Here is a 24846-nt window from a genome sequence, read left to right as displayed (position 1 = left end):
ATAAATTATGTCAGCAATTAAGGTGGTAACTGATAGTACATCTGATCTTTCTTCAGGTCTGTTGAATAAGTTTGGAATCGGAATGATTCCGCTAACTGTAAATATCGACAATCAGTTCTTTATAGATAAGATAAATATTTCGGCTAGAGGGTTTTTTGAAAGATTAGAACAGGAAGATGAGCTGCCGACTACTTCTCAGCCTGCGGTAGGTAAGTTTAAGGAAAGGTATTTTCAGTTAGCTGAAGAGTATGATACTATTATTTCGATTCACATATCTGATAAGTTAAGCGGTACTTACAGGACGGCTCAGTTAGCTGCGGAGGCTGTACAGGAAGAGGCTGAGGTAGATATTAGAGTGATAGATTCTAAAAGTGCTTCGTTAGGCTTGGGTTTTTTGGCTATTTATGCTGCTGAGGCAGTTAGTCAGGATAGAGATATTGGAGAAATAATGGAAGGAATTAAATTGAGGCGGAATGCAGTCAGCATTCTCTTTACCATCGATACTTTAGAGTATCTACAGCAGGGCGGGAGAATCGGTAAAGCCAAGGCCTTTTTAGGTGATCTATTGAATATAAAGCCTATTCTGGAGGTTGATGAAACTGGAGAAGTTAATTTCCATTCTCAAGTGCGGGGGAAGAAGAGATTATTCAGAAAGGTTAAGCGGCTGGCAAGGCGGAAATTAAAAGAACGGACCCTGGATTTTCCCCCTAAGCTGGCATTACTGCATGGAGCGGCTATGAATGATTTACGGGAGCTGCAGAGTGAGATTATAGAGCTGGCTGACTGGGAGAGTGTTGTAGTTTCAGAGATCGGCCCTGTAATCGGTACCCATGTAGGCCCTGGTGCTTTAGGAGTTGTAATATTATAGCAAGAGGTTGGATAACCTAATAATATAGTAAACGGAGAAGTTTTTAATTGTTTGAGGTGGATTTGATGGCTGATAAGGAAGAGATTTTACAGAAATTATTGAAGCCGGTTGGAATTGAAAAGAAGGCTGGCTATAATAATTCTTCTGTTTTTGGTGGATTTGATAATTATATTCTGCAGTGGCTTGATAGGCTGGCTGAATTAAGCAGTGATGAGCGAGTATTAGAATTAATAGCTGATTTAAAAGAACTTTTTTCTGATTACTCCCGGGTTCAGATAAAACAGAGACAGAAAAAATTGGCGGCTGGGCAGGAATTATTTAACAGTTTATCTAATTTAATCCAAGAGGAAACAGTCGAAGAGGATTCTATGCAGCGGTTACCCCCAATCTGGCAGAAATCGATCCGATATGTCAAGGGTGTCGGCAAGAAGCGGGCTGAGAAGTTAGCTAGATTAGAGATAGATACTCTGCGGGATATGTTATTCTATATTCCGCGTGATTATCGGGATTGGAGTAAGAACCTTCCTATTAGAGAGTTATCCCCGGACAGTGAAGTGACTGCAACAGGTCAGGTAGTTGATTCTACTGAGCTCCGTCCGCGTAAAGGATTGACAATTACTAAAGTGATTATCAGTGATAATACCGGGCGGCTGGCTGGAGTATGGTTTAATCAGTCCTATATTAAGCAGAAGTTTAAGCCGGGAATGGCGGTATCCTTTAGCGGTGAAGTAAAGCAGGAGTATGGAGAATTACAGATTACTCATCCCCATTATGAAATAATGGATAGCGATAAAGAGTTAGATCCAGGTAAGATTCTGCCGGTCTATTCGACTACGCAGGGTTTAAGCCAGAATCTACTGCGAAAGATAGTGAGCAGAATTTTAAAAGAACATCTAGATCGGTTTCCTGAGTCATTATCTCCGGGAATAAAGGATAAGTATGATCTGTTGGATGTTAAAGAAGCACTTTATAAGATACATTTTCCTGATCAGATTCGGGAGGTAAAAGAGGCTAGACAAAGATTGGCCTTTGGTGAATTATTTATTTTACAGCTGGGAATTCTGTTAAAGAAGACTGATCTTTTAACAGAAGAGGAAGGTCTTGTACATACCGGAAGTGATGAATTAATTACTAATTTTTTATCGGATTTACCTTTTGAATTAACTTCTGCTCAGCGTAGAGTCTGGGCGGAGATTAAGGATAATCTTGAAAGCAGTATCGTGATGAATAGATTAGTGCAGGGCGATGTAGGTTCGGGAAAGACTGTGGTGGCTACTTTAGCCTTACTTAAGGCTGTAAGCAGCGGTTATCAGGGAGCTATGATGGCTCCTACGGAGATTCTGGCTGAGCAGCATTACTTAAGTCTAAAGGAGTCATTAGAGGAGTATGGACTACAGATAGGATTATTGGTAGGGAGCCTAAAGAAGAGTGAACGAAAAGAAGTAATTGCCGGCATTGAGAGCGGTGAAGTGGATATAGTTATTGGGACTCATGCTTTGCTTCAAGAAGAGGTCAGCTTTGCCAAGTTGGGGCTGGTAATTACTGATGAACAGCATAGATTCGGCGTTAGACAGCGGGCTATTCTCAAGGAGAAGGGTGAGAATCCTGATGTGCTGGTTATGACGGCTACTCCGATTCCGAGAACATTAGCTCTAACGCTGTATGGTGATCTTGATCTGTCGGTAATTGATGAACTGCCGCCGGGCAGAAAGCCGGTGATAACTGAATGGAGAAGAGAGAAGGATTTTGATAAGATCTTTGATTTTATCCGGCAGGAGGTCAAGTCGGGACGGCAGGCCTATATAGTCTGTCCGTTAGTAGAAGAATCGGAGGAGCTGGATGTTAGATCGGCTGAAAATATGGCTGAGAAACTGGATGAGGATATCTTTCCGGAGTTTAAGATTGGTCTATTACACGGTCAGTTAAAGACGGACGAGAAGGAAGCGGTAATGGAGGGCTTCCGCAGCCAGCAGATCGATATTTTAGTCTCTACTACTGTAATTGAAGTAGGAGTCGATGTAGCCAATGCTACGCTGATGGTTATTCTTGATGCGCAGCGCTTTGGTTTGGCCCAGCTCCATCAGCTGCGGGGCAGAGTCGGCAGAAGTGAGTATCAGTCTTATTGTATTCTAGTTGCTGATCCTGGAACTGAGACTGGTAGAGAGCGGATGAAGATTATGACTCAGTCCACTGACGGTTTTGTGATTGCTGAGGAGGATCTGCAGCTTAGAGGACCGGGTGAGTTCTTTGGTACCCGCCAGCATGGGCTGCCTGATCTGGAGGTGGCTGATCTGCTGCGGGATAGTAGGCTAGTGGAGCTAGCCCGAAAGGAAGCCAGAAAAGTAGTAGACAGCGATCCTAAACTACAGCAGGAGGAGCATCAACTGCTGGCTGATCTGCTTCAGGCTAAGTTTGGGGATGGTTTTGAGCTAATAGATGTTAGTTAATAGATAACAAGAAGCTGGTAAAATACCAGCTTCTTGTGCGGGAGAGGGAAAACCGGAGGAAGAGTTGATGGGGAGGAATAGTTTATTAATAAGATTTCCAGAGGAGGTTGGATTTATGCGGGTAATTGCTGGTAAATCTAAAGGACATAATCTTAGGTCTATTTCCGGCACTGAAGTGCGGCCGACGATAGATAGAGTTAAAGAAGCATTATTCAATATATTAGGTCCAGAGATTATAGATATAGATTTTTTAGATCTGTATGCCGGCTTTGGCGGTTTAGGAATTGAGGCTTTGAGTAGAGGAGCAGCAAGCAGTACTTTCATTGATAATTCGGCTAGACAGATCGGGATTATTGAGGAGAATCTAAAGCTTACTGGTTTAGAACAACAGGCGGAAGTAATTCAGGGCGATGTGTTGACTCAGCTAGGTAGATTTACCCCACAAAGCTTTGATATTATTGTGATGGATCCGCCTTATCAAGCCGGTTTGTTGGAGCCGACTATCGAAAAAATTATGCAGTATGATCTGTTGAAGGAAGCAGGGATTATTTCTGTTGAACATCATAAACAGGATGAAATTGCAATAGAGTTTGATAATTTAGAATTAATTAGAGAAAGAGATTACGGTAATACATGCTTGAGTCTATATATGAAAGGAGACTAACTATGGGAAGAGCTGCAGTTTATCCCGGAAGTTTTGATCCGATAACCAATGGTCATTTAGATATCATTGAAAGAACGGCTAATATATTTGATAATGTAATTGTAGCAGTTTCGAATAATCCTAATAAAGATCACCTGTTCAGCAGAGAAGAAAGAGTTCAGATGATAGAAGAAGCAATTGTTGATTATGAAGAAATAGAGGTTGATGCCTTTGATGGTTTATTAATCGATTATATTAGAGAGCAAAAAGCGGAGATTATTGTCCGCGGTTTGAGAGCAGTATCTGATTTTGAGGCTGAGTTTCAGATGGCTTCAATGAATAAGAAGCTGGATTCTGATATTGAGACGATCTTTATGATGACTAAGAATCAGTATGTTTATCTCAGTTCCAGTATTATTAGAGAAGTTTCAGAATTAGGTGGCTGTATAGAAGGATTAGTACCGGAGAATGTAATTCCGAAATTACGGGAGAAGATTGGAGGGGAGTAGTTGTGCAGGATAAGGATCTGTTACAGCTGAATAATATCTTAGATGAATTAGAAGAAACAGTTGAGACTGCTGATAGTCTGCCTTTAACGAATAAAGTCTTAGTTAATCCTGATCATATATTAAGGCTTGTGGCTAAGCTGAAGAATATGATGCCGGCTGAAATTGAAAGAGCTGAGGAGATTGTCAACCGCAAAAAAGAGATTCTGGCTGAAGCAGAACAGGCGGCTGAAAAGAAAGTGGAAAGAAAGATTTCTGAATCACAGGTGATTAAAAAGGCAGAGGATAAAGCTCAAGAGATAGTTGATGAAGCTAAAAGAGTTGCTAGTGAAATTCGGACAGGAGTCGATACTTATGGAGATGAAGTATTGGCGGAGGTAGAGGATAAGTTAGAAGAGAAACTGAATGAAGTCCGCAGAAATCGGGCTGAGCTAAAACAGCAGGAGGATTTAAAACAGACTTCGTAATGTTAAGGCTAAATCCGAGAGGGTTTAGTCTTTTTAATGGAGATGATGAAGTTTCATAAAAAAATTAATTATTTTGCAGGAATTTTGTCGTTTATATAGTAATTATTCTATAGAACCAAGAAAAAATGGTTATTATGGAAAAACAGCTAGTACGTAGGTATAATTTACATAGCTTTCTTTTAAGAGGTAGGAAATGTAGCTAAGTGAAAGGGGGGAGAACATAAGAGGCTACATAACATAGACGGCAGGGAAACTGGTGGATATCCTGCTAGTAAATACTGTAATCTTTAATTGACTGCTGTATGGATGAGGAAACACGGCCACTCATTTGATACTGGTTAATTAAAGGAACAATTACACAAATAATTGACGAGGACGATAATCTAAAGGAGGAAATTAAATAATGAAAAAGTTTTCTATTCTATTAGCTTTAGTATTAGTTTTAGGCTTAGCTGTACCAGCTATGGCAGCAGCTGATGTAGATGTAAGCACAACTGTAGGTGTGGAGAATGTGTATGATGATAGTAAAGATGAAAGTAGTGCAACAGAAGGATATTTATATTTATTCTTAGAAGGAAATCCAACTGAGAATGTAAACTTCTATTCTGAAATTGATTTTACTGGTTATTTTGATGGTAATAAGAATGAAGAAGATGTAGATGTTTATGAAGCTTGGATTGAGGTTGATGAAGTAGTTGGTCCGGTTGATGTGAAATTAGGTAGAATGTATGAAGAATCTGCTGATAATGTGCTATATGAATATGACTCTGATGACTTTGTAAGATTAGGTTATGAAGCAGGTAATGTCAGTGCTAAGTTCGGACATAACCTTGATAGTGAAGGCGATGATGCACCAGCAACAGCAGGAGATTCAGAAGCATTTGCTGAATTCAAAGCTACTGACTTAGGTTTATTAGACCAAGCTTCTCTTAACTACACTAAAGATAATAATTTAACTGACGCAGATGGCAATGCTACTGGCGATAGTTATGAGGGATATACTGTAAAGCTTACTAATGATTTTGATGTAGTAGATGCTAGCTTACTTTATGGAACTGCAGATGGTGAGTATGCATCTGGTAATGACTGGAACGAAAGTGCAGATATTACTGCTTTAGGCTTATCTACTGACCAGTTATTCCCGGGAGCTACTCTTTCTTTAGACTATGCTGATGTTGAAGAGAACTTTGTAAAGGCTGAAGACCAAGATTCTTATTTAAATGATACTGTTACTGGAGATGACTTTGATATGATCAAGCCGGGAGTTAACTTTGATCTAACTGATAAGACAAATGTTGACTTCTCTTATGCAATGTACAGTGCTGATAATGATGATGCTGATGATGATTATCTAGATTTATTAATTACTCATAATGTAGCTGAGAATACTACATTAGAGGTAGAGCTTGAAGATCACAGTTATGATGGTTCAAATATAACTGATGATGATGAGACTATAATTACTACTACTTTAGAAACTAACTTTTAATTAGTAGTTAGCAATTAATATTTAACCCTTCAGGGATTTCCCTGAGGGGTTTTTTGTAGTTATAGCAACTAGAATCAGAAAAAAATTTAATTTTTTGCAGGAAAATAAATCCTAGTCTAGTAAATATATATATGGAAGTGATATTTTTGGTTGGGCAACATAATTAAATATAATAACCATTTATTCCAAGGCTGATAATGCAGTTATTAATGAAAGGGGGGGGAGTAAGAGCAAGAAAACTGCATTTAAGATAAATAACAGGAAATTTAGACTCCTGTGCAGTGGTAATATTGGTTGAGGCGATTTGCTTTCTAATTGGCTACTTAATCAGCAGACAATTGTTGTTATTCGGATGAGGAAACAAGGTCACTCATCTGTGCCGAAGTATCGAAATTGGTGGTTGATTAGAAAGATTAATTACAAACACAAAACTAACTTAATTTTCTAAAGGAGGAAATTAAATAATGAAGAAACTTTCAATTACACTGGCTTTAGTATTAGTTGTAGCTATGGCTCTTCCAGCTATGGCAGCAGAAGTAAAAGTTAATGACAATGCTGTGAATATTAGCGGTGAGGTAGAGATTGAGCAGACAGATAATAATAGTGATAATACTGAACTTGTTGGAACTGAAGATACATTAGAAACAACTTTAACTCTATACATTGATTCTCAAATATCTGAGAAAGTATCTGTATTTTCTACATTAGAAATTGCAGATAACAATGATGATATGACAGATGACTTTGATGTTGAAGAAGCAGGTGTGGATGTTAAGGATGTATTTGGCCCTATTGGTCTAAAGGCTGGTAAAATGGAATTAGTTTCTACTGATGCTATGCTATATGACTATGATGAAATAGAGAAAGACAATAACTTTGCTACTTTCTACTATGAAGAAGGTAATGTTAATGCTATGGTTGGTAATACTTTAGATGATGATGGTGATGAAAGTCTAGGTTCAGCTACAGTTGCTAAGTTTGGAGTAACTGACCTAGGAGTAATTGACAGCTTAGACTTTGATTATATTGGTGTTGGTGATTTCCAAACTAGTGTTGCAAATTACTTTGATTTCAGTAATAAGCTTAATGATTTAGGTAACTTAAATGAAAAGTATATTGATTACAGTGATTTTGATGGATATACTCTAAAAGCTGCTAAAAACTTTGGCGTTGTAGATACTGCTTTAACTTTAGGTAATGTAGATAGTGAGAATATTGATAGTGCAGATGCTGTAAGCTTAGATTTATCTACTGATCAGTTACTTCCGGGAGCTACACTTTCTTTAGCTTATGGTGATGTTGAAGCTGGTTATGTACAGCCTTTCCAAGATTCTTATTTAAATAATGCTGAGTTACCATATGGTCTTACAGACTTTGATGTAATTCAGCCAGGAGTTAACTTTGACATTACTGATAAGTTAAATGTTGACTTCTCTTATGCAATGTACGATGCTGATGATGTAGATATGGATGAAGATTATTTAGATTTAGTATTTGCTTATGATCTAGCTGAAAATACTACTTTAGACTTAGAGTATGAAAACCATGATTATGATATTGATGGAGCTTCTGACGATGATGAAACAATTACTACTACTTTAACTACTAAGTTTTAAGTAGTAGCTACTAGTTAACATTCAACCCCTCAGGGAAATCCCTGAGGGGTTTTTGTCATATAGGAATTATATTTTTACAGGTTGTAGATAATTTGCTTTAATATTATATTTTATGTTATAATTATGTGGTTGCAGGAATTTGATTATCAGATTTTAAATTTTTATTTTAAAGGAGTAATGGTGTCATGAACAAAATAGGAATTACTACTACAGTACCGGTAGAAGTCTTATTAGCAGCTGGTTATCAGGCAGTTGACCTTAATAATTTATTTATTACATCTGATAAGTATGACCAGTATATTGAACAGGCTGAACGAGACGGCTTTCCTAAAAATTCTTGTGCTTGGATTAAAGGCATCTACGGAGCTTGTTTAAAACATAACATTAAAGAAGTAATTAGTGTACTAGAGGGGGATTGTTCTAATACTCATGCTTTAGCTGAAGTATTAAAAGCTCGAGGAATAACGACGTATCCTTTAGCTTATCCCTATAGTCATAAGTTAGATGATGTGAAAGAGGCTATTAATCACTTTATGGATTTATTTGGAGTAACTAGAAAGGAAGTAGAAGAAGTAAGGGATAAATTGAATAATATTAGATCTTTAGCTAAAGAAATAGACCGACTTACTTGGAAGGACAGTAAAGCTACAGGTTTTGAAAACCATCTGTATCAGATTAATTGTAGTGATTTTACTGGGGATGTTGATTCTTTTGCAGAAGAACTGAAGGCTAAAATAAATGAAATAGAAAAAAGAGAGAGTATAGATAAAAAGGTAAGGTTAGGTTATATAGGTGTCCCTCCAATGATGGATGATTTATATGAGTTTGTAACTAAATTTAATGCTTATATAGTATATAATGAAGTGCAAAGAGAGTTTGCTTTTCCTAGAGCTAAGCAAGCTGATAACATTTATCAACAGTATTATGATTACACATATCCTTATGACTTGGATTTTAGACTAGAAAAGATAAAGGAACAGATTGAAGTTAGAAATTTAGATGGTTTAATTCATTATACTCAATCTTTTTGTTATCGAGAATTAGAGGATGTAGTAATTAAGGAGGAACTAGAGATACCAATTTTAAATATCCGAGGTGATAAGTCTAGACAGCTTGATTCACGAATGAAGCTTAGGTTAGAAGCATTTCTAGATATGTTGGGAGATTTAAAGGAGGGCAGGAATGAAGGTTTTAGGAATTGATTTAGGAAGTCGGGAAGTAAAGGTTATAGTTATGAATAAAAATAATATTATAGACCAATTTAAGGTTAGCACTATGTCTTTTTATCGGGATTACTGTAATTTTGCCGGAAGGATTATAGTTGATAAGGACAAACTTGATGTTTCTCAAACTAAAATAAAGATTTCAACAGGTTACGGAAAGAATAATACTGATTTGAAGGAATTTGAACCAATTAATGAAATAAAAGCACATACTTACGGTGCTATTTATCAAACTGGACTTAAAAATTTTATTTTACTGGATGTTGGAGGACAAGATGTTAAAGCAGTTAAAGTTGAAAAGGGACTAATTACAGATTTAGAGCTTAATGAGAAATGTGCTGCTTCCTGTGGACGCTATTTAGAGAATATGGCTAATGTATTAGAAGTTTCTTTGACTGAAATGTCCAATTATTATCAGGATCCGGTAGAACTTAATTCTACCTGTGCTGTTTTTTCTGAGTCAGAGTTGATTGGCAAAATTGCTGAAGGAGCTCAAATAGAGAGGTTATGTGCTGGAGTTAATTACTCAATGTATAAAAGATTACGTCCTTTATTAACGCAATTTAAAGGAAGAAGATTAATTATTTCCGGCGGAGTGGCTTATAATCAGGCTATAACAAGATATTTAGAAACTGATTATGACCAAGTAATTGCTTTAGATAAGCCGCAATTTAATGGGGCAATTGGTTGTTGTTATTATGGATTGTTAATGGATAATTAAATTGTTGTGAGGTGATAAAAATGAAAAAAGCAGTAGTTTTATTTTCTGGAGGATTAGATTCAACAACGGCTTTATATTTAGCTAAATCAAAAGGTTATCAAGTTTATGCTCTTTCTTTTAAGTATGGACAGAGTCATAGTCGAGAATTAGAAGCTGCTAAACGAATAGCAGACCAAGTAGGAGTTGCTGAGCATGTGGTAGTTGAAACTAGTTTGTCAGCCTGGGGCGGTTCTGCTTTAACTGACCAAGAAATGGATATTCCACAGGGAGAAAAAGAAAGAGAAGAGATTCCAACTACTTATGTGCCGGCTAGAAATATGATCTTTTTATCCTATGCTGCTTCTTATGCTGAGGCTGTAGGAGCGCATGATATTTTTATTGGAGTTAGTGAAGTAGATTATTCTGGCTATGTAGATTGTCGGCAAGAATTTATTGATGCCATGGAAGAAGCAATTAATCAAGGGACGGTTTGTGGAGCAGAAGAAGATAACCCAATTAAGATACAGGCTCCTTTTATCAATCTGACTAAAGCAGAAGAGATTGAATTAGGTATGGAATTAGGAGTTGATTATAGCTTAACTTGGTCTTGTTATCGAGGAGAAGAATTAGCTTGTGGTAACTGTGATAGTTGTATGTTAAGATTAAAGGCTTTCGAAGAAGCAGGATATGATGATCCAATTGAATATAAATAGTGAGGTGCAAGTAATGTCACAAGTATCTGTCACAAAGAGTTTTTCCTGGGATATGGCTCATATGTTAGCAGGTCATGAAGACCAATGTAAAAACTTACACGGCCATACTTATAAATTAGAAGTAGAAGTAACCAGTAAATCTGGTAAGTTACAAGCAGCCGGTGCTAGTCAAGGAATGATAATTGATTTTAAAGATTTAAAACAGGTTGTTACAGAAGAGATAGTTGCTCCTTTGGATCATGCTTTTTTATACTGGGCTAAATCCCCTGATGAAGTAGAGCATCAATTAGCTGCTACATTACAGGATGCAGATAGAAAGGTCGTTAGTGTAGACTTTAGGCCTACAGCAGAGAATATGGCTAATTATTTTTGGGAAATACTACAAAATAATTTTACTAAGCTAGATATAGAAGTTGTAAGTGTTAAAGTTTGGGAAACTCCAACTAGTTATGCTGAAGTTAAAGGAGTTAGATAGAATGGAAATGGAAGGAGTTAAACTCCCAGTAGTTGAAATTTTTAATAGTATTTCTGGAGAAGGTATATCAGCTGGAGAGATAGTAACTTTTGTTCGCGTAGCCGGTTGTAATCTAAGATGTGATTATTGTGATACTATGTACAGTTATCAAGATGAAGAGTATGAATTATTGACTCCACAACAAATAGTAAATAGAATAAATAACTTTGGTACTCAACAGGTTATTTGTACGGGAGGAGAACCATTAGAAGAAGATAAACCTAAAAGGTATTTACCGCTTTATCTAGCTAAGCAAGGATTTGAAGTTAGAATTGAAACCAATGGTAGCTGGTCTGTTTATAATCAACAGGAACTTCAGAAATTTGGACTCGATGGTGAGGGGATTAATTATACTTTAGATATTAAGTGCCCTAGTTCTAATATGGCTGAATATAATTTATTTACTAATTTGGAACAGTTAGGTTTAAATGATGAAATCAAGTTTGTAGTCCAAGATAAATCAGATATAGATTATGCATTAAAAGTAATTGATGATTATAAGAATGAACTTTCTAAGCAAGAAATAGTTATTAATTTTTCGCCGGTTTTTGAAGAGTTAGCCCCTAAAAAATTAGTATCAATTTTACAAGAACATCAAACTTATTTTGCTCAATTTAATTTAAAGGTAAGATTAAGTATACAACTCCATAAGTTGATCTGGGATCCAGAAGTGACGGGGGTTTAAGGAGATAGAGCTGTCTGTAGTTGATGTAAATCCCCCCTAAATCAAAGTAGAGATTTTGGGTGGAGTTTTCCTGATAAAGAAGAGCGGAGGGATAAATTATGTTTACAGGCAGATTTTTTAAAGCAGCTTACGGATTAATTTTAATCTTATTAATTCTATTTTTAGCCGGTCAGATTCCGTATATCATGAATCCGTTATCTACAGTAATATCTATTATTCTGCTTCCGGTCTTGCTGGGCGGTTTCTTTTATTATCTACTGCGGCCGATAGTTCGCTTCTTTACTGCTAGAGTCAACAGTAAGAATCTTGCTATTCTGATTACCGGTTTATTAATCATTATTGCTGCAGTTGTAGTTATTTATTTCGGCGGAAGCATAATCTATACTGAACTAGAGAAGCTGATTAATTATTTTTCTCTTAATTATGAAGTAATTAGGGAGAATATAAGCCGGATTATTAAGTTAGGGAATGGTCATCTTGATTTCTTATCCGACTTCAATATTCAAAAGAGACTACTTGGCTTTGCGCAGAGGATGTTAGAGAAGTTCAGCAATTATAACTTCATGGGAGCTTTTTCTTCACTAACCAATCTAGGGACAATTGTAGTTTTAATTCCGTTTGTAGTCTTTTATTTTCTAAAGGATGATCATAAAATTTATTATTTACTCTTATCCTGGTTTACAGAAGAGAATAAACCGCAGGCTAAAAGAATGTTAAGAGAGATAGATGAAGCCTTAGCTACCTATATCGGTACTCAATTGATCGTAGCCTTTATTCTGGGGAGCTTTATGTTTGTCGGCTATCTGCTGATTGGACTGCCGAATTCTTTAGCTCTGGCATTGATAATAGCAATCACTTCTTTAGTTCCTATTCTAGGTCCAGCTTTAGGGATTCTACCGGCCTTATTTGTAGCTTTAACAACTAATTTCTTAATGATCGTCAAGCTGTTTATTGTCTTGGCTGTAGCCCAGTACTTAGAAGGTAATCTAGTACGGCCTATAGTCCAGGGCGGTAAGCTTAATATTCATCCGTTAGTTGTACTCTTCTTGATTATAATTTCTATTCTATTATTTGGAGTATTGGGTGCTTTATTTGTTGTACCGATTTATGTAGTAGTTAGAATAATAATTGAAAATAAGACTGCATTTTATAGTAATAAGCAATAATATGGTTTATTATCTGGAAATTACAGCTTGAGAGGTAGTTTTTTTGTTAATTATATGTTAAATTTAACATTTCATGAAGGATAATCATATATAACATTGAATTATAATAATTGAATAATTAAATCAAGGAGGCTAGTGATGCTGAAAAAAATAGTAGATAAGCTTACGATCAGGAATAAGATTTTATTAGGTGTTGGTTTAAGTGTCTTAATCGGGATGTTGATTTTAGGAAGTTTAATCTTATTTGAATTTAAAACTTTTACTGATGAGAATGTACATAATCTTAGAGAATTATTGATTCGGGAAAAGAGGCAACAGATTAAAAGTACAGTAGATGTAATGTCTGGAACTTTAAGTGATATTTATGACAAACAGCAGGGTAATTTATCTAAAGAAGAATTGAAAGAACTGCTTGTTAATGAGGTTAATGAAGCTAATTTTGGTGAAAATGGCTATTTTTATATGTATAACTACCAAGGAACAGTCATCGCCCACGGTGCAAAACCACAGCTTATCAATGATAATCTCTGGGATTTACAGAGAAAAGACCAGTATGTGATTAGAGATTTAGCTGCTGCTGCCGAAGATGGAGGCGGGTTTGTTAACTTTTTCTGGGAACATCCGGAGACTGATAAGATGGAACAGAAGTTTGGTTATGCAGCACCTATTGAGGGAACAGACTGGTTTATCGGTTCAGGAGCTTATGAATCAGCGATTAATCCTAAACTAAAAGCTGAAAGTAAGAAAGTGCAGCAGACAGAATGGGATATCCTATTATCTGTTTTTCTTGTTTTGGCTGTTGAACTTCTTTTACTGGGGATTATAATTTTTAAGATTTCAGGTTACTTAGAAAGTAATTTTGATAAATTATTAACCGGTTTCAAAGAACTAGAGGACGGGAATTTGAATGCTACAGTTGAGATAGATAGTCAAGATGAGATTGGAGAGTTAGGAAGGGCTTTTAATCAATTTGCTACCGAGCAGTCTAAGTTATTGGCTAATATTTTGGGGGTAGTGGATGATCTTTCGGCCTATAGTGAGGAATTATCTGCTTCTGCCCAAGAAGGAAATGCAGCAATAGAAACTACTACTCAATTAATCGAAGAGATGTCAACTAATATTCAACAGATTTCAGCTTCTGCTCAGGAAGTAACCGGTTTAGCTCAAGAAGCTAACTCACAGGCTGAGATTGGTAGTGAGAATATTGAGCAGGCAGTAAGCAGCATGAAGGAAATAAATAATGCAGTGGAAGAGACAGTAGAAGTGATCAGCAATCTAGATAGTAAGTCAGAGGAAATTGGAAAGATTGTAGATTTAATTACTAATATAGCTGAACAGACCAATATGCTGGCTTTAAATGCTTCAATTGAAGCTGCTAGAGCGGGAGAGCATGGTGAAGGCTTTGCGGTAGTAGCCGAAGAGATTAGAGAGTTAGCAGAGGAGACTGCTAATGCTACTGATGAAATTAATAATTTGGTTACAGAAACACAGCAGAAATCAAATATTGGCCTGCAGTCAATTAAGGAAGTAGAAGCTAAGGCGGAGAAAGGATTGGAAATTGCAGAAGAAACAGGGGAAGTCTTTGCTGAAATCAATAATGCTAACCAGGAGACTTCTAGCAATATTCAACAGACAGCTGCGGCTACTCAGGATTTAGTAGAGAATAGTGATGAGATAAGAGAAGCTGCTGAAGAGAATGATAATGTAGCTAGAGAAGTAGCAAATTCTTCTCAGGAATTGGCAAGTATGGCTCAGGATTTGAAGGAGTTAATTGAAGAATTTGAAGTTTAAGCTTAAGTAGTCTACAAGGCTTTTGGATGATCATCCAAAAGCCTTGTTTTTTGTGATAGTTTAATTATCATTAGAGTCGTTCATCATATTTAATGAAAACTCTACTACTGGGCCAGTTCCCAGGGCGGCACAGACTGTACCGATTCCGACTGGTCCACCTAGTATTGAGCCGATTACCAGGATTATTACTTCAATTCCGTTTCTAATTATTCCTAACTTAAACTTTAACTTTTTATGTAGTGCTATCATTAAGTTATCCCGCGGCCCGGCTCCGCATTGGGCTGAGATATAAGTTCCTACTCCGGTACCGAAGATAAGTATTCCGCAGAATAAATATAAGTACTGCCAGATTATATTGACCGGCTGAGGAATGAAGGCTACAACTAAATCAATTAAGAATCCTACTATTATAATACTGATTATTGTACCTAATGTTGGTTTTACGCGAATAATCAAAAAGCTGATTATAATTACTGCCAATCCTGTTAGCTGGCTAGCCTGTCCTATAGTTATATCAAAATACTTTGTGAGACCGATATGGAATACATCCCAGGGCCTTACTCCCAGATTTGATTTAATAGTTAGAACTAATCCAAAACTTAAAACAACTAAACCTATCAGAAACTTCGTCCATTTTTTTGCTATTTTCATATATAAAACTCTCCTTTTTTAATATCGATTAATTCATTCAGCTGATCATTAACTGCTTTACTACTTTTGCTTAAGTTATAAAGTTATTAGTATTACATTAATATTGCATATGAGCCTCCTTACTTTAAATCTATCTTCTCTGTCATAATGGAATTAAAATTAGGTTAAAAAAATTTACCATATTTAATCACTACGGTTCCTTATACTATACCATTATGTAGTTATTATCAATACCTAAACTCGAAAAAATTATTTTAAAAGTATTTGCAATATTCTCATCAATAATAAAAAATTGGATTAATAAGCGAAATTTGTCTAATAGAAGTTGAACATGAGAAAAATAATAGAAATGGAAGAGTTAATTATATAGATTCTTTTTTCTGAAAACTAAAAGAAGTTTCTGTGGATTCTCTTTTTACAGATGATAAATGAAGCTCATATTGGGGATAGGGAATTTCAATATCATGTTCCTGAAAGGTCTTCCAGATACCTAAAAGAACCTGGCTTTTGATATTTTCTAATCCCTGTTCAGGATCAGTAATCCAGAATTTTAATTTTAAGTTGATAGAACTGTCTCCAAATCCAGTTAAGAGACAGGAGGGGTTTTGAAGATTAGTAATTCGGTCATTCTTATTTGCTACTTCTTCTATAAGTTTCATGGCTTCTTCAACATTGCTATTATATGAAATACCGACAGGTACTTCCAACCGGATTAGTTTATTACTATAGGAAAGATTAACTACTTTTTTAGTAATGAAATCTTCATTAGGAATCAAATATTCTTCTCCATTAAGAGTGACTATTGAAACAAATCGGGAATTCAGGCTGGAGATTAAACCGTAAGTATTATCTATTTCAATTACATCTCCCGGTTTAACAGATTTATCGATTAGAATAATAATTCCACTTATAAAGTTAGAAACTATTTTCTGTAGTCCAAAACCAATACCAACACCGATAGCTCCACTTAAGACTGTTAGGGCCGTTAGATCAATTCCGAGACTACTTAAAGAGATAAGGATTGCAAAACCAAATATAGTAAACCGGCTGAATTTATTAATTAGAACCTGCAGGGAAGGGGTTAGATTTTTAGAGTTATTGATCTTTTTTTCTATAAATGAGGTGATTTTTGTTGCTATCCACATAAATATTGATAATAAAAAGAAGCCCTGGATTATCAATAATAATGAAATTCTGATTTCACCTGTACTTAAAGCAATATCATCCAATAGATTAATGGTACTATCATATATATTCATGATATTGAGAATAGCTATTGAAAGTATGAGGAATGAAAAGAGCCGGATTAGGAGTGTATTTTTAAAGAAGGAAGACATAAACCGGATGATTATCCAGGCGGTTGTTATTTCAACTGCGATATTTACTATTTGATAAGGCCAGGAAAAATTGATTCCAAACAGAATATAAAGCCCAAATAAGATAGTGTAGGTTATAGGAAAGGTTAATTTTTCAATTAAAGCTTCAACCTTTTCATCGAATTCAACTTCTGATCTTTCGAATATATTCTTCACGATACTTTTGATTTGGGAAGTTACTTTTTTATTTGTCAATAGAGTAAGAGTGAATATTATAAGCATTATGCCTATTTGAATAATATTTTTGGGCAGTAAAATATATCTATTCCCCATCTTAATCAGTTGGTTTGTTACTTCATTAATTAAATCTGAAGACATTTAATACTTCCTCCTTGATAATCTAAAACGGATTATAACTATCATATAAATATATATTGTCTAATGGAAAAATTATGAAAATGATAGCCGAAAAAAGTGGTTTTAAGCAGCAGAGGAAGAAGGATATTCATAATGAAGATGGAAGTAGATATATTATAGAAGAAGGGAGTTGAGGAAATGATCAAAATAGTATTTGAAATATTCAGTACTCTACTAATTATACCTTGTCTGGTTTTTGTAGCATCAGTTATAGCTAATATACTTTTTAATCAACAAGTGAAGCAGGAAGTAAAAGAGCTTTTTAATAACACTGTAGAAAATAATAATGGGGTTATTCAAGAATCAGATCTAGAGGAATTACCAAACTCTGTTCAGAAATGGCTGGAATATTCTCAGGTGGTTGGTAAAGAGAGAATTAGGTCGGTTCGCTTAAAACAGAAAGCAGTGATGAGAATAGAAGAAGATAAGTCCTGGATGTCTGTTAAAGCTGAACAATACTTTACAGTGGATAAACCAGGATTTATTTGGAAAGCTAGAATCAAAGCTGCTCCCTTCTTTTATATTGTAGGTAGAGATAAGTATCAGAACGGCAGAGGAAGTATGCTGATTAAGATCCTTTCCCTGATAACAGTGGCCGATTCAAAGGGACAGGAGATGGACCAGGCTACATTGGTACGATATCTTGCGGAGATAGTCTGGTTTCCCACGGCAGCTTTAAGCAGTTATATTGAATGGGAAGAGATTGATTCTACTTCGGCTAAGGCTATTATGAGTTATAGGGGAGTAACTGCCTCTGGGGTATTTGAATTTGACTCACAAGGAAGAGTTATTAACTTTACTGCCGAAAGGTATATGGAGAAGAATGGGGAATATGATCTGGAAACTTGGGTAGTTTCTATGGATGAATATAAAGAGTGTAATGGTGTATGCATTCCTGTTCAGGGAGCAGTAACCTGGCAGTTAGAAACAGGAGACTTTAACTGGTTCCAGTTTGAGATTACTGAAATTGAATATAACAAGCCGGTAATCTATGAAAAATTCTAAGAAGGATTTAGTTAGAGCTCGGGATTATATCTCGAGCTCTTTAATTTTTGGAACAAATTGTTATGCAGCCGCATTCAAGCTAAGATTCAACAGCATAATAAGAGACAGGAATTGCTTGAACCGTTAAGAATATCTTTGGGCTATGCAGTTAAGGAAAATAAGGAACAGGTCTTCCCACCAGTAATCTTTACCAGTTAGTCTAAAAATGTAGACTAAAATCATTCCTAAGATGGCTCTATAGATAGAGTAATTATTTTAATGTAGTTAAATCATATTGTTTGATTATCCAAACTACGATAATTGCTAACAGGATGTGATTAGTGAAAAAAGTTAAATTTGTACTAAGACCAGGTGGATTAATTCTGCTAAGTCCAAATCGTAGTCCCATTCCAAATAATAATAACCAATACAGTAAGCCAACTGAGATACCTTTTATCCAGCTATAATCACTACCTGTATAATATAAAAGATATACTATAGTTATTCCAAAAAAGACAGCTACACCTTTTTCAAATGGGAGATATAAGGATTAGCAAATATTAATTTAAACAATTGATATTTGCTCCATAATTTATTATAATATAGATGTAAATCACAAGTGAATATTGGAGGTTGCAGTAGCTAAACCTCTACTGTGTAAAATATTCAGGGTGCTCGTTGTAGATAGAAGACACTAAATCTTCTAGTAAGCACTTATAGAGGTGCTTACACTTCTATCTTGAGCAGAGTAAAAGTATCTCTGAGTCTAGCACTTATGCTAGATAGGAGTAGTGGCGTTGGACACGCCAATTGGGTAACTTGCTTGATATTATGGGTAACTCCCATAAAAGCAGGCGACCATGAAGCTCGGTATTTCAATGCCGAGTAGTTCACTCAGATTAAAGTAGTAAGCTATATAATTAAAGACTGTTCTAATTATATTGGCTATTAATCCCGCTAAAATTCCTAAGGAATACTTATCTTTAATTTTAAACATAAGTTTTCTCCCTTCTATTCTACTTTTTATGTACCTTCTTATTATTAGGATTAATTTAATTAATAATAAATATGCTTTTTCAGCAAAAATAAACTCCCAGAATAATCTGGGAGTAAGAAAAATTAAGTATTTTAATTAAGATGAATATTTTACGTTTTGATTGTTACTACAGTAATTTTTTGAATTATATAAAAGATAATTGAGATGGCAATTAATCCACTTAAAAAGGCTATCAGTCCTAGACTAAGTATCTCAATTCGCTGTAAATAATCAATGCCTAAGGAAAGTTTGCTGAGTTGATAACCCTGATTAGCAAAGACCGGAGCTGTATCTAATGGACTTATACTCTGTAAGGGATTGAAAATAATAGCAGTAACTATACTAGCTGTTATACCATGTAAAACTCTAGCCCAGATATAAGGTTTAATCCGAATATCTGTACCTTTGACCATAGTAATTACTTGGGCATGAACCGAAAATCCGCTCCAGGCTATAATGCCACTAGTGATAATGATCTGTTCGATCAGAGGAGCACTGGTTTGACTGGCTAAATCTGCTCCATTAGTAATTTCGAACAGACCGCTGATAATCGGTAAAATCAATGATGTATCTATGTTAAAAGGTTTTAAGATTGGCGTTAGGATAGCAGTGAGTAATTTAGTAATCCCCATTAAATGTAAAATTTCTGTCAAAACAGAGAACAGAATAATATAGCCGCCAATTAAAAGTAGGGTGTTGACTGCTTCCATTACAGCATCACCCATCAATTCGCCTAATGGCCGTCCATCACTTTTGCGGGCCCGATATAGTTCTCCCAAAGCATGTTTAATTAATCCTTCTTCTTGATGGGGACTTGTCTTTACATCTTCATTACTGTTAGGTGGATCATAAAAACGCATAGTTAACCCAACTATGATACAGGAAATGTAGTGAGCAGCAGCCAGGGTTAAACCTATCTCTGGTTTACCGAACATTCCAACGGCCACAGCTCCGATCATAAATAATGGATCTGCTGTATTACAGAAAGCAACCAATCGCTCTCCTTCCACTTGAGTGCATAACTTATCCCGCCGTAGATTACCAGTAATTTTAGCTCCAATAGGATAACCAGAAGCTAATCCCATAGCAAAGGCAAAGGCTCCAACTCCCGGTAGCTTAAAGACTGGCCGCATTAGCGGTTCTAAAAGTGCACCGATAAAGTGAACTACCCCCAGTCCCATAAGAATTTCTGCCATAATAAAGAATGGTAGTAATGCGGGGAAGACTATTTCCCACCAGGTATGTAGCCCTTGAACTGCTGCTTCAAATCCTTGTTCTGAGAATATGATTAATGAGATAGTGATAAAGATTCCAATTGCTGCTTTAATATAGACTGATCTTTTATTAATTGCTCTGCTCAAAGTAAAACCTCCTTAACTATCAAGTTCTAACTTTATATAATCATATTTTTAATAATTGATATTTATGCTTATAAGTTAAATTGTATAAATTTTTCCAAGGAAAAAGTAGATGTTGTATTGAATATACATTCGATAGTAACTGTTTTTTAAAGCATCATTTAGTGGATAGATATGGTGGAGAAGAGTTTGTAGTGGCGATTCCTGATATTTCTAATAAAGAAGAAGTCCTATACTTCAAAGGCTGTGGGAAAGAACTGTATTACTTTTTTTGATAGATAATAAGAGGCTCTCAGATATTTGAGAGCCTATCTTAAGTAATATTTAACTCAAAAAATGGCTTACTAGTGATTTAATTCCTCCTAATATCTTAAATTTACCGAAGGTTGTAGGCCAATCAAGTTCACTCTTTTCACAGACAGTAGAAATACTGAATTTATCGATTTCTCCTTTTAGATTGAAATCACCGCTAATCTTAAGGTCTTTCTTTTCTCTGTCTAAGTATTTCTTTAATTTTTTGGCCTGTTTAATTCGTTTGTTGATCCTTTGGCTAGTCTGATTATCAATTCTATCATATTTAGACTTTAATTTATTTAATTTATCTCCTGCCTTATAAGTCTGTTCTACAATTTCTTTCTTTGTCATCCATTCAGTTTCATAGCTTAGAATTTCTTCCCAGGAGGAGTTGGTTAATCTCTTTCTATGGTCTTCTAGAGTATGGGCAAACTTTTTATATCCCATTTTTTCTGGTTCTTCAAATGCTAAGCTGCCGGGGTCTAAAAAAGGCCCCATAGGAGAAATGAAACATGATAATTTTGTATCATATTTTTGGAATAGATATTCACAGTAATCTATAGTTTCTTCTACTGATTTAGCAGTCTGTTTAGGAAGCCCGATCATAAAAAAGACATCTATTCTGTTACAATCCAGATTAGTCGCTATGTCTAACGTTTGTTCCATCTCTTCGTTAGTATAGATAGCGGTTCCATTTTGGGCCTTTCTGACCTCTTCACTGTGGCTTTCGGGAGAAAGTTCTAGACTCCAGTTAGTTACTGAATCATTAATCTTTTCTAAGAAGTCTCTTGCAGCAGGTCTGAATAATTCAAAGACAATCTCATTTTTACAATTAATTCTGGATAGTTTATCCAATAACTCTTCGGCATAATCTCTGCCAGCCTGTCTGATATCGCCTACAATAAAGATAGGGCCGCGCGAAAAGTTAATAATTTCCTTTATGTTTTTTATCATGCTATCTGGACTTCTAAAGATAGGTCCCTGTCTTTCATTGTAGCATTCATTACTGTATTTTGATCTTCCACAGGTGATACAGCCCTGCCGGCATCCTTTTACGGAGATGACAGTAGTAATCGGATTTTTTAGCCAGCCATGAAAGGGAATTACACTTTCTAGATCACGGTATTTGAATACATTCTTAATCATAGTATCTATTCCTAAATCTGCATGATCTAGCGTGGGGGGATTAAAGTCTAAGGAATTCACTACTGTTTCTTCTTTACTGTCTTTCCAGGTTAAATTAGGAACTTTTTGTAGGGAAGTTTCTCTTTCGATTGCTTGTAATAGATCATAAAACGGCTCTTCTGTAGAGTCGCCCCGAAGTACATAATTAACCTGTGGATAATCTATTAATTCCTTATGGAAGTAAGTAGAGGATAAACCGCCAAAAATAGTTGGGATTTTTGAATGTTCTTCTTTCACTATCTTAGCAATTTCTAACGAACCGTGGGCATGAGGAAGCCAATGTAGATCTATTCCAAAGGCCTTAGGATTTAGGTTAGAGATGAATTTTCTAACATTAAAATCATTATTCTTCATCATCTTCAAAGCTAAATTAACAATCCTTACGTTATATCCTTTTTTTTCTAGATAGCTCTGAATAGTTAATAATCCTAAAGGATACATTTCAAATATTGGAGAAGAAGGGATTAAATCACTGATTGGCCCATAAAAGATTGATTTTTCTCTAAAGTCATATACACTAGGCGGATGTAGTAAGATGAGATCTGGTTTTGACATTGTTATTTTTGTCCCCTTTCTTGCTTAAAGTTTTTTGTGATTTGCAGCCGCTGGTTCTCCGAAGTTATCTCCTATAATTAAAACTTTATTATCAGTAGTCATTCTACTTTCATTACAAAAAACTCCTTTTAATCAGATATTAATATTTTAACATAGGAAGCAGTTTATGTCTAGGTGAATGGAGTTGTAATAGCCTATCTTAAGTCAAAGTTCATTCCTAATACAAAAAGAGCATAGTTCCTCCTCCAATAATTAATATTCATATAATGATTTTAATATATATTAACTTATTAAACAAGAGTTAATCTTTTAGATGGATGAAAATCATCAGCAAATAAAGGGAATAATGGCTAATTTATATAATATTATAATCAGGCAAGAAAATATTGTTGTAATTTAAACTTTGGAGTCTATAAAAGGAGGATTAGTCTATGAGTTGGAGTGGAAAATTAATTGGTGGCGGTATTGGTTATATGTTTGGCGGCCCCATTGGAGCAGTAATTGGTGGATTGATAGGAAATAAATTCGATCAAAGCGATAAGCGGCAGCAGTCAAGACCTGAATTAGATGAAAGAGAAAAACTGGATATGATGTTTTTCACTACTACTTTTTCAATGCTGGCCAAGTTTGCCCAGGCAGATGGGGCGGTAACTAGGTCGGAAATAAATGTAGTAGATAATTTTATAAAGAAGGATTTACAGCTGGATAAAGAAGCCAGAGAGTTAGCTATCAAGATCTTTGATGAGGCAAAAAGGAATCAGGATAGCTTTGAAGACTTTGCGGAGCAGTTTTATGATTACTTTAAAGAGCAGGAATCTATATTGGTCAGCATGTTAGACTTACTTATGAGAGTGGCCGTAGCGGATAATAACCTACATAAGCAAGAAAGAAAGTATTTAAGAAAAGTAAAGCAGATTTTTAATATTAATGACAGCCAGTATAAAAGTATTAAGGCTAGGTATACACAGGAAGAAAATCAGGAAGAGAATATGGACAAGTATTATAAGATACTTGAAGTCTCTCCCGAGGCCAACATGAGTGAAGTTAAGAGAAAGTATCGGGAAAAGGTTAAAGAGTTCCATCCTGATAATATAATTAATAAAGGCTTATCAGAGGAGTTTGTGGATTTTGCGGAGGAAAAATTTAAGGAAATACAGGAAGCATATGAGATGATAAAGAAAAAGAAGGCAAGTTAAAGAATAATAAAATTAGGCTGGAAGGCTTTAAGTAGATTATAGCAGAAGAATAGGATAAGGTAGTTTTCGGGCAGTCTAGTGGATAGACTGCTCTTTTATATTTTGGAGATTGGAGCTTATAATAAATATCCATTAGATATGGAGGACTTTATATGTGACTTTTGAATTAGTATATACTAATGGAATGATCTTTTAAGTTAATATATATGAAGTAATCTTAATATCAGAGGAGGTAGTCAATTGTTAGATCTTAAAGAGTGTGCAAAGCAGGTAAAGGAATGGGCTCGAGGGGTAGGAGAATTCCAATTGGAAAGATTGGATTCTAATTTTCAGGTCAACTGCAAGTCCAGTGATGTTGATTTAGTAACTGAGGTTGATGAGCTGTCTGAGGAGATACTGATAGAAAAGATAAATAATAATTATCCTGATCATTCAATTTTAGCTGAAGAGAGCGGAGTAGCAGATAATGATTCTGATTATAGATGGGTGATAGATCCGCTGGATGGAACTACTAATTATGCGCACGGCTTTTCTATCTTTGCTGTTTCGATAGCTTTGGAATATAAAGAAGAGGTTGTGCTGGGAGTAGTCTATATTCCTCCTTTGGACCATCTCTACTGGGCTGTTAAGGGCGAAGGGGCCTTTTTAAATGATGAATGGATTGAGATAAGTAGGACTAATAATTTAGGAGAAGCGCTGCTGGCAACAGGTTTTCCCTATGATAAGGCTACTGCCCGGAAGAATAATCTCGATAACTTTACTAAGCTGGTGCCTCAGATCCGCGGGATAAGAAGAAGCGGTAGTGCTGCTTTCGATTTATGTAATGTGGCCAGTGGAGTCTTTGATGCTTTCTGGGAGTTGAAATTAAGCTTCTGGGATATAGCTGCTGGTGCTTTATTAGTAGAGGAGGCTGGTGGAGAAATAGTTACCTTCAATAAAGAAAAGGGAATAACTATAGTAGCTGGTAATGATAGCTTGGTGGAACAGATATTAGCGGAGATTGGAGAGTAGAAAGTTGTTGAGTTA

Annotated in this window: 21 protein-coding genes; 17 read left to right on the top strand and 4 right to left on the bottom strand. The window is 35.6% G+C overall.

Annotation, left to right across the window (positions count from 1 at the left end):
* Positions 1–7: 7 nt before the first annotated feature.
* The 14 genes from acear_RS07345 to acear_RS07280 all read left to right on the top strand — a co-directional run bounded on the left by acear_RS07345 (position 8) and on the right by acear_RS07280 (position 14828).
* The gene (locus tag acear_RS07345; RefSeq protein WP_013278375.1) at positions 8–868 is read left to right on the top strand and encodes a DegV family protein; all 861 of its coding nucleotides are present in this window, start codon (positions 8–10) and stop codon (positions 866–868) included.
* A 65-nt stretch (positions 869–933) separates the two neighbouring features.
* Positions 934–3315 carry an ATP-dependent DNA helicase RecG gene (gene recG / locus acear_RS07340; protein WP_013278374.1) on the top strand — a complete coding sequence of 794 codons (2382 nt, stop codon included), beginning with the start codon at positions 934–936 and terminating at the stop codon, positions 3313–3315.
* Positions 3316–3382: 67 nt separating this feature from the next.
* Positions 3383–3979 carry a 16S rRNA (guanine(966)-N(2))-methyltransferase RsmD gene (gene rsmD / locus acear_RS07335; protein ID WP_049772667.1) on the top strand — a complete coding sequence of 199 codons (597 nt, stop codon included), beginning with the start codon at positions 3383–3385 and terminating at the stop codon, positions 3977–3979.
* Positions 3980–3981: 2 nt separating this feature from the next.
* The gene (gene coaD / locus acear_RS07330; protein WP_013278372.1) at positions 3982–4467 is read left to right on the top strand and encodes a pantetheine-phosphate adenylyltransferase; all 486 of its coding nucleotides are present in this window, start codon (positions 3982–3984) and stop codon (positions 4465–4467) included.
* A gap of 2 nt (positions 4468–4469) precedes the next feature.
* Positions 4470–4931 (top strand): hypothetical protein, encoded by a 462-nt coding sequence (locus acear_RS07325; RefSeq protein WP_013278371.1) that lies wholly within the window; start codon positions 4470–4472, stop codon positions 4929–4931.
* Between the two features lie 403 nt (positions 4932–5334).
* The gene (locus tag acear_RS07320; protein ID WP_013278370.1) at positions 5335–6420 is read left to right on the top strand and encodes a porin; all 1086 of its coding nucleotides are present in this window, start codon (positions 5335–5337) and stop codon (positions 6418–6420) included.
* Positions 6421–6884: 464 nt separating this feature from the next.
* Entirely contained in the window at positions 6885–8036 is a 1152-nt protein-coding gene (locus acear_RS07315; RefSeq protein WP_013278369.1) for a porin, read from the top strand.
* A 185-nt stretch (positions 8037–8221) separates the two neighbouring features.
* A complete protein-coding gene (locus acear_RS07310) occupies positions 8222–9238 on the top strand; it encodes a 2-hydroxyacyl-CoA dehydratase family protein (RefSeq protein WP_013278368.1) in 1017 nt (338 codons plus the stop codon).
* Complete coding sequence (locus acear_RS07305) at positions 9219–9980, top strand: acyl-CoA dehydratase activase (RefSeq protein WP_013278367.1); 762 nt, start codon at positions 9219–9221, stop codon at positions 9978–9980. The genes acear_RS07310 and acear_RS07305 overlap by 20 nt, the downstream gene beginning before the upstream one ends.
* 20 nt (positions 9981–10000) lie before the next feature.
* A complete protein-coding gene (queC, locus tag acear_RS07300; protein WP_013278366.1) occupies positions 10001–10672 on the top strand; it encodes a 7-cyano-7-deazaguanine synthase QueC in 672 nt (223 codons plus the stop codon).
* A 13-nt stretch (positions 10673–10685) separates the two neighbouring features.
* Positions 10686–11147 carry a 6-carboxytetrahydropterin synthase QueD gene (gene queD / locus acear_RS07295; protein ID WP_041667644.1) on the top strand — a complete coding sequence of 154 codons (462 nt, stop codon included), beginning with the start codon at positions 10686–10688 and terminating at the stop codon, positions 11145–11147.
* A 1-nt stretch (position 11148) separates the two neighbouring features.
* Complete coding sequence (locus acear_RS07290; protein ID WP_013278364.1) at positions 11149–11871, top strand: 7-carboxy-7-deazaguanine synthase QueE; 723 nt, start codon at positions 11149–11151, stop codon at positions 11869–11871.
* Between the two features lie 98 nt (positions 11872–11969).
* Positions 11970–13037, top strand: a complete 1068-nt coding sequence (locus acear_RS07285; protein WP_013278363.1) for an AI-2E family transporter — start codon at positions 11970–11972, stop codon at positions 13035–13037.
* Between the two features lie 138 nt (positions 13038–13175).
* Positions 13176–14828, top strand: coding sequence for a methyl-accepting chemotaxis protein (locus acear_RS07280; RefSeq protein WP_013278362.1), 1653 nt, complete (start codon positions 13176–13178; stop codon positions 14826–14828).
* A gap of 60 nt (positions 14829–14888) precedes the next feature.
* Here the strand turns inward: acear_RS07280 and acear_RS07275 are convergent, their stop codons facing one another.
* On the bottom strand, positions 14889–15479 hold the full coding sequence (locus tag acear_RS07275; protein ID WP_013278361.1) for a YczE/YyaS/YitT family protein: 591 nt from the start codon (positions 15477–15479) through the stop codon (positions 14889–14891).
* 362 nt (positions 15480–15841) lie between these two features.
* On the bottom strand, positions 15842–17173 hold the full coding sequence (locus acear_RS07270; RefSeq protein WP_013278360.1) for a mechanosensitive ion channel family protein: 1332 nt from the start codon (positions 17171–17173) through the stop codon (positions 15842–15844).
* A 177-nt stretch (positions 17174–17350) separates the two neighbouring features.
* Here acear_RS07270 and acear_RS07265 point away from each other — a divergent pair, with 177 nt between their 5' ends.
* Positions 17351–18217, top strand: coding sequence for a DUF6544 family protein (locus acear_RS07265; protein ID WP_013278359.1), 867 nt, complete (start codon positions 17351–17353; stop codon positions 18215–18217).
* 1125 nt (positions 18218–19342) lie between these two features.
* On the opposite strand, the gene ylbJ is transcribed toward acear_RS07265, so the two are convergent.
* Both ylbJ and acear_RS07255 read right to left on the bottom strand, forming a co-directional pair.
* Positions 19343–20593: a sporulation integral membrane protein YlbJ gene (ylbJ, locus tag acear_RS07260; RefSeq protein WP_013278357.1), complete on the bottom strand. Its 1251-nt coding sequence runs from the start codon at positions 20591–20593 to the stop codon at positions 19343–19345.
* A gap of 321 nt (positions 20594–20914) precedes the next feature.
* Entirely contained in the window at positions 20915–22624 is a 1710-nt protein-coding gene (locus acear_RS07255; protein WP_013278356.1) for a TIGR04190 family B12-binding domain/radical SAM domain protein, read from the bottom strand.
* 431 nt (positions 22625–23055) lie between these two features.
* Between acear_RS07255 and djlA the strand changes: the two genes are divergently transcribed.
* On the top strand, positions 23056–23820 hold the full coding sequence (djlA, locus tag acear_RS07250) for a co-chaperone DjlA (RefSeq protein ID WP_013278355.1): 765 nt from the start codon (positions 23056–23058) through the stop codon (positions 23818–23820).
* A gap of 240 nt (positions 23821–24060) precedes the next feature.
* The gene (locus acear_RS07245; protein WP_013278354.1) at positions 24061–24831 is read left to right on the top strand and encodes an inositol monophosphatase family protein; all 771 of its coding nucleotides are present in this window, start codon (positions 24061–24063) and stop codon (positions 24829–24831) included.
* Positions 24832–24846: the final 15 nt, after the last annotated feature.

This window comes from Acetohalobium arabaticum DSM 5501 (assembly GCF_000144695.1).
Classification (GTDB): domain Bacteria; phylum Bacillota; class Halanaerobiia; order Halobacteroidales; family Acetohalobiaceae; genus Acetohalobium; species Acetohalobium arabaticum.
Note: the sequence above shows the minus strand (reverse complement) of the source record. Positions and strands in the feature narration are given on the sequence as shown.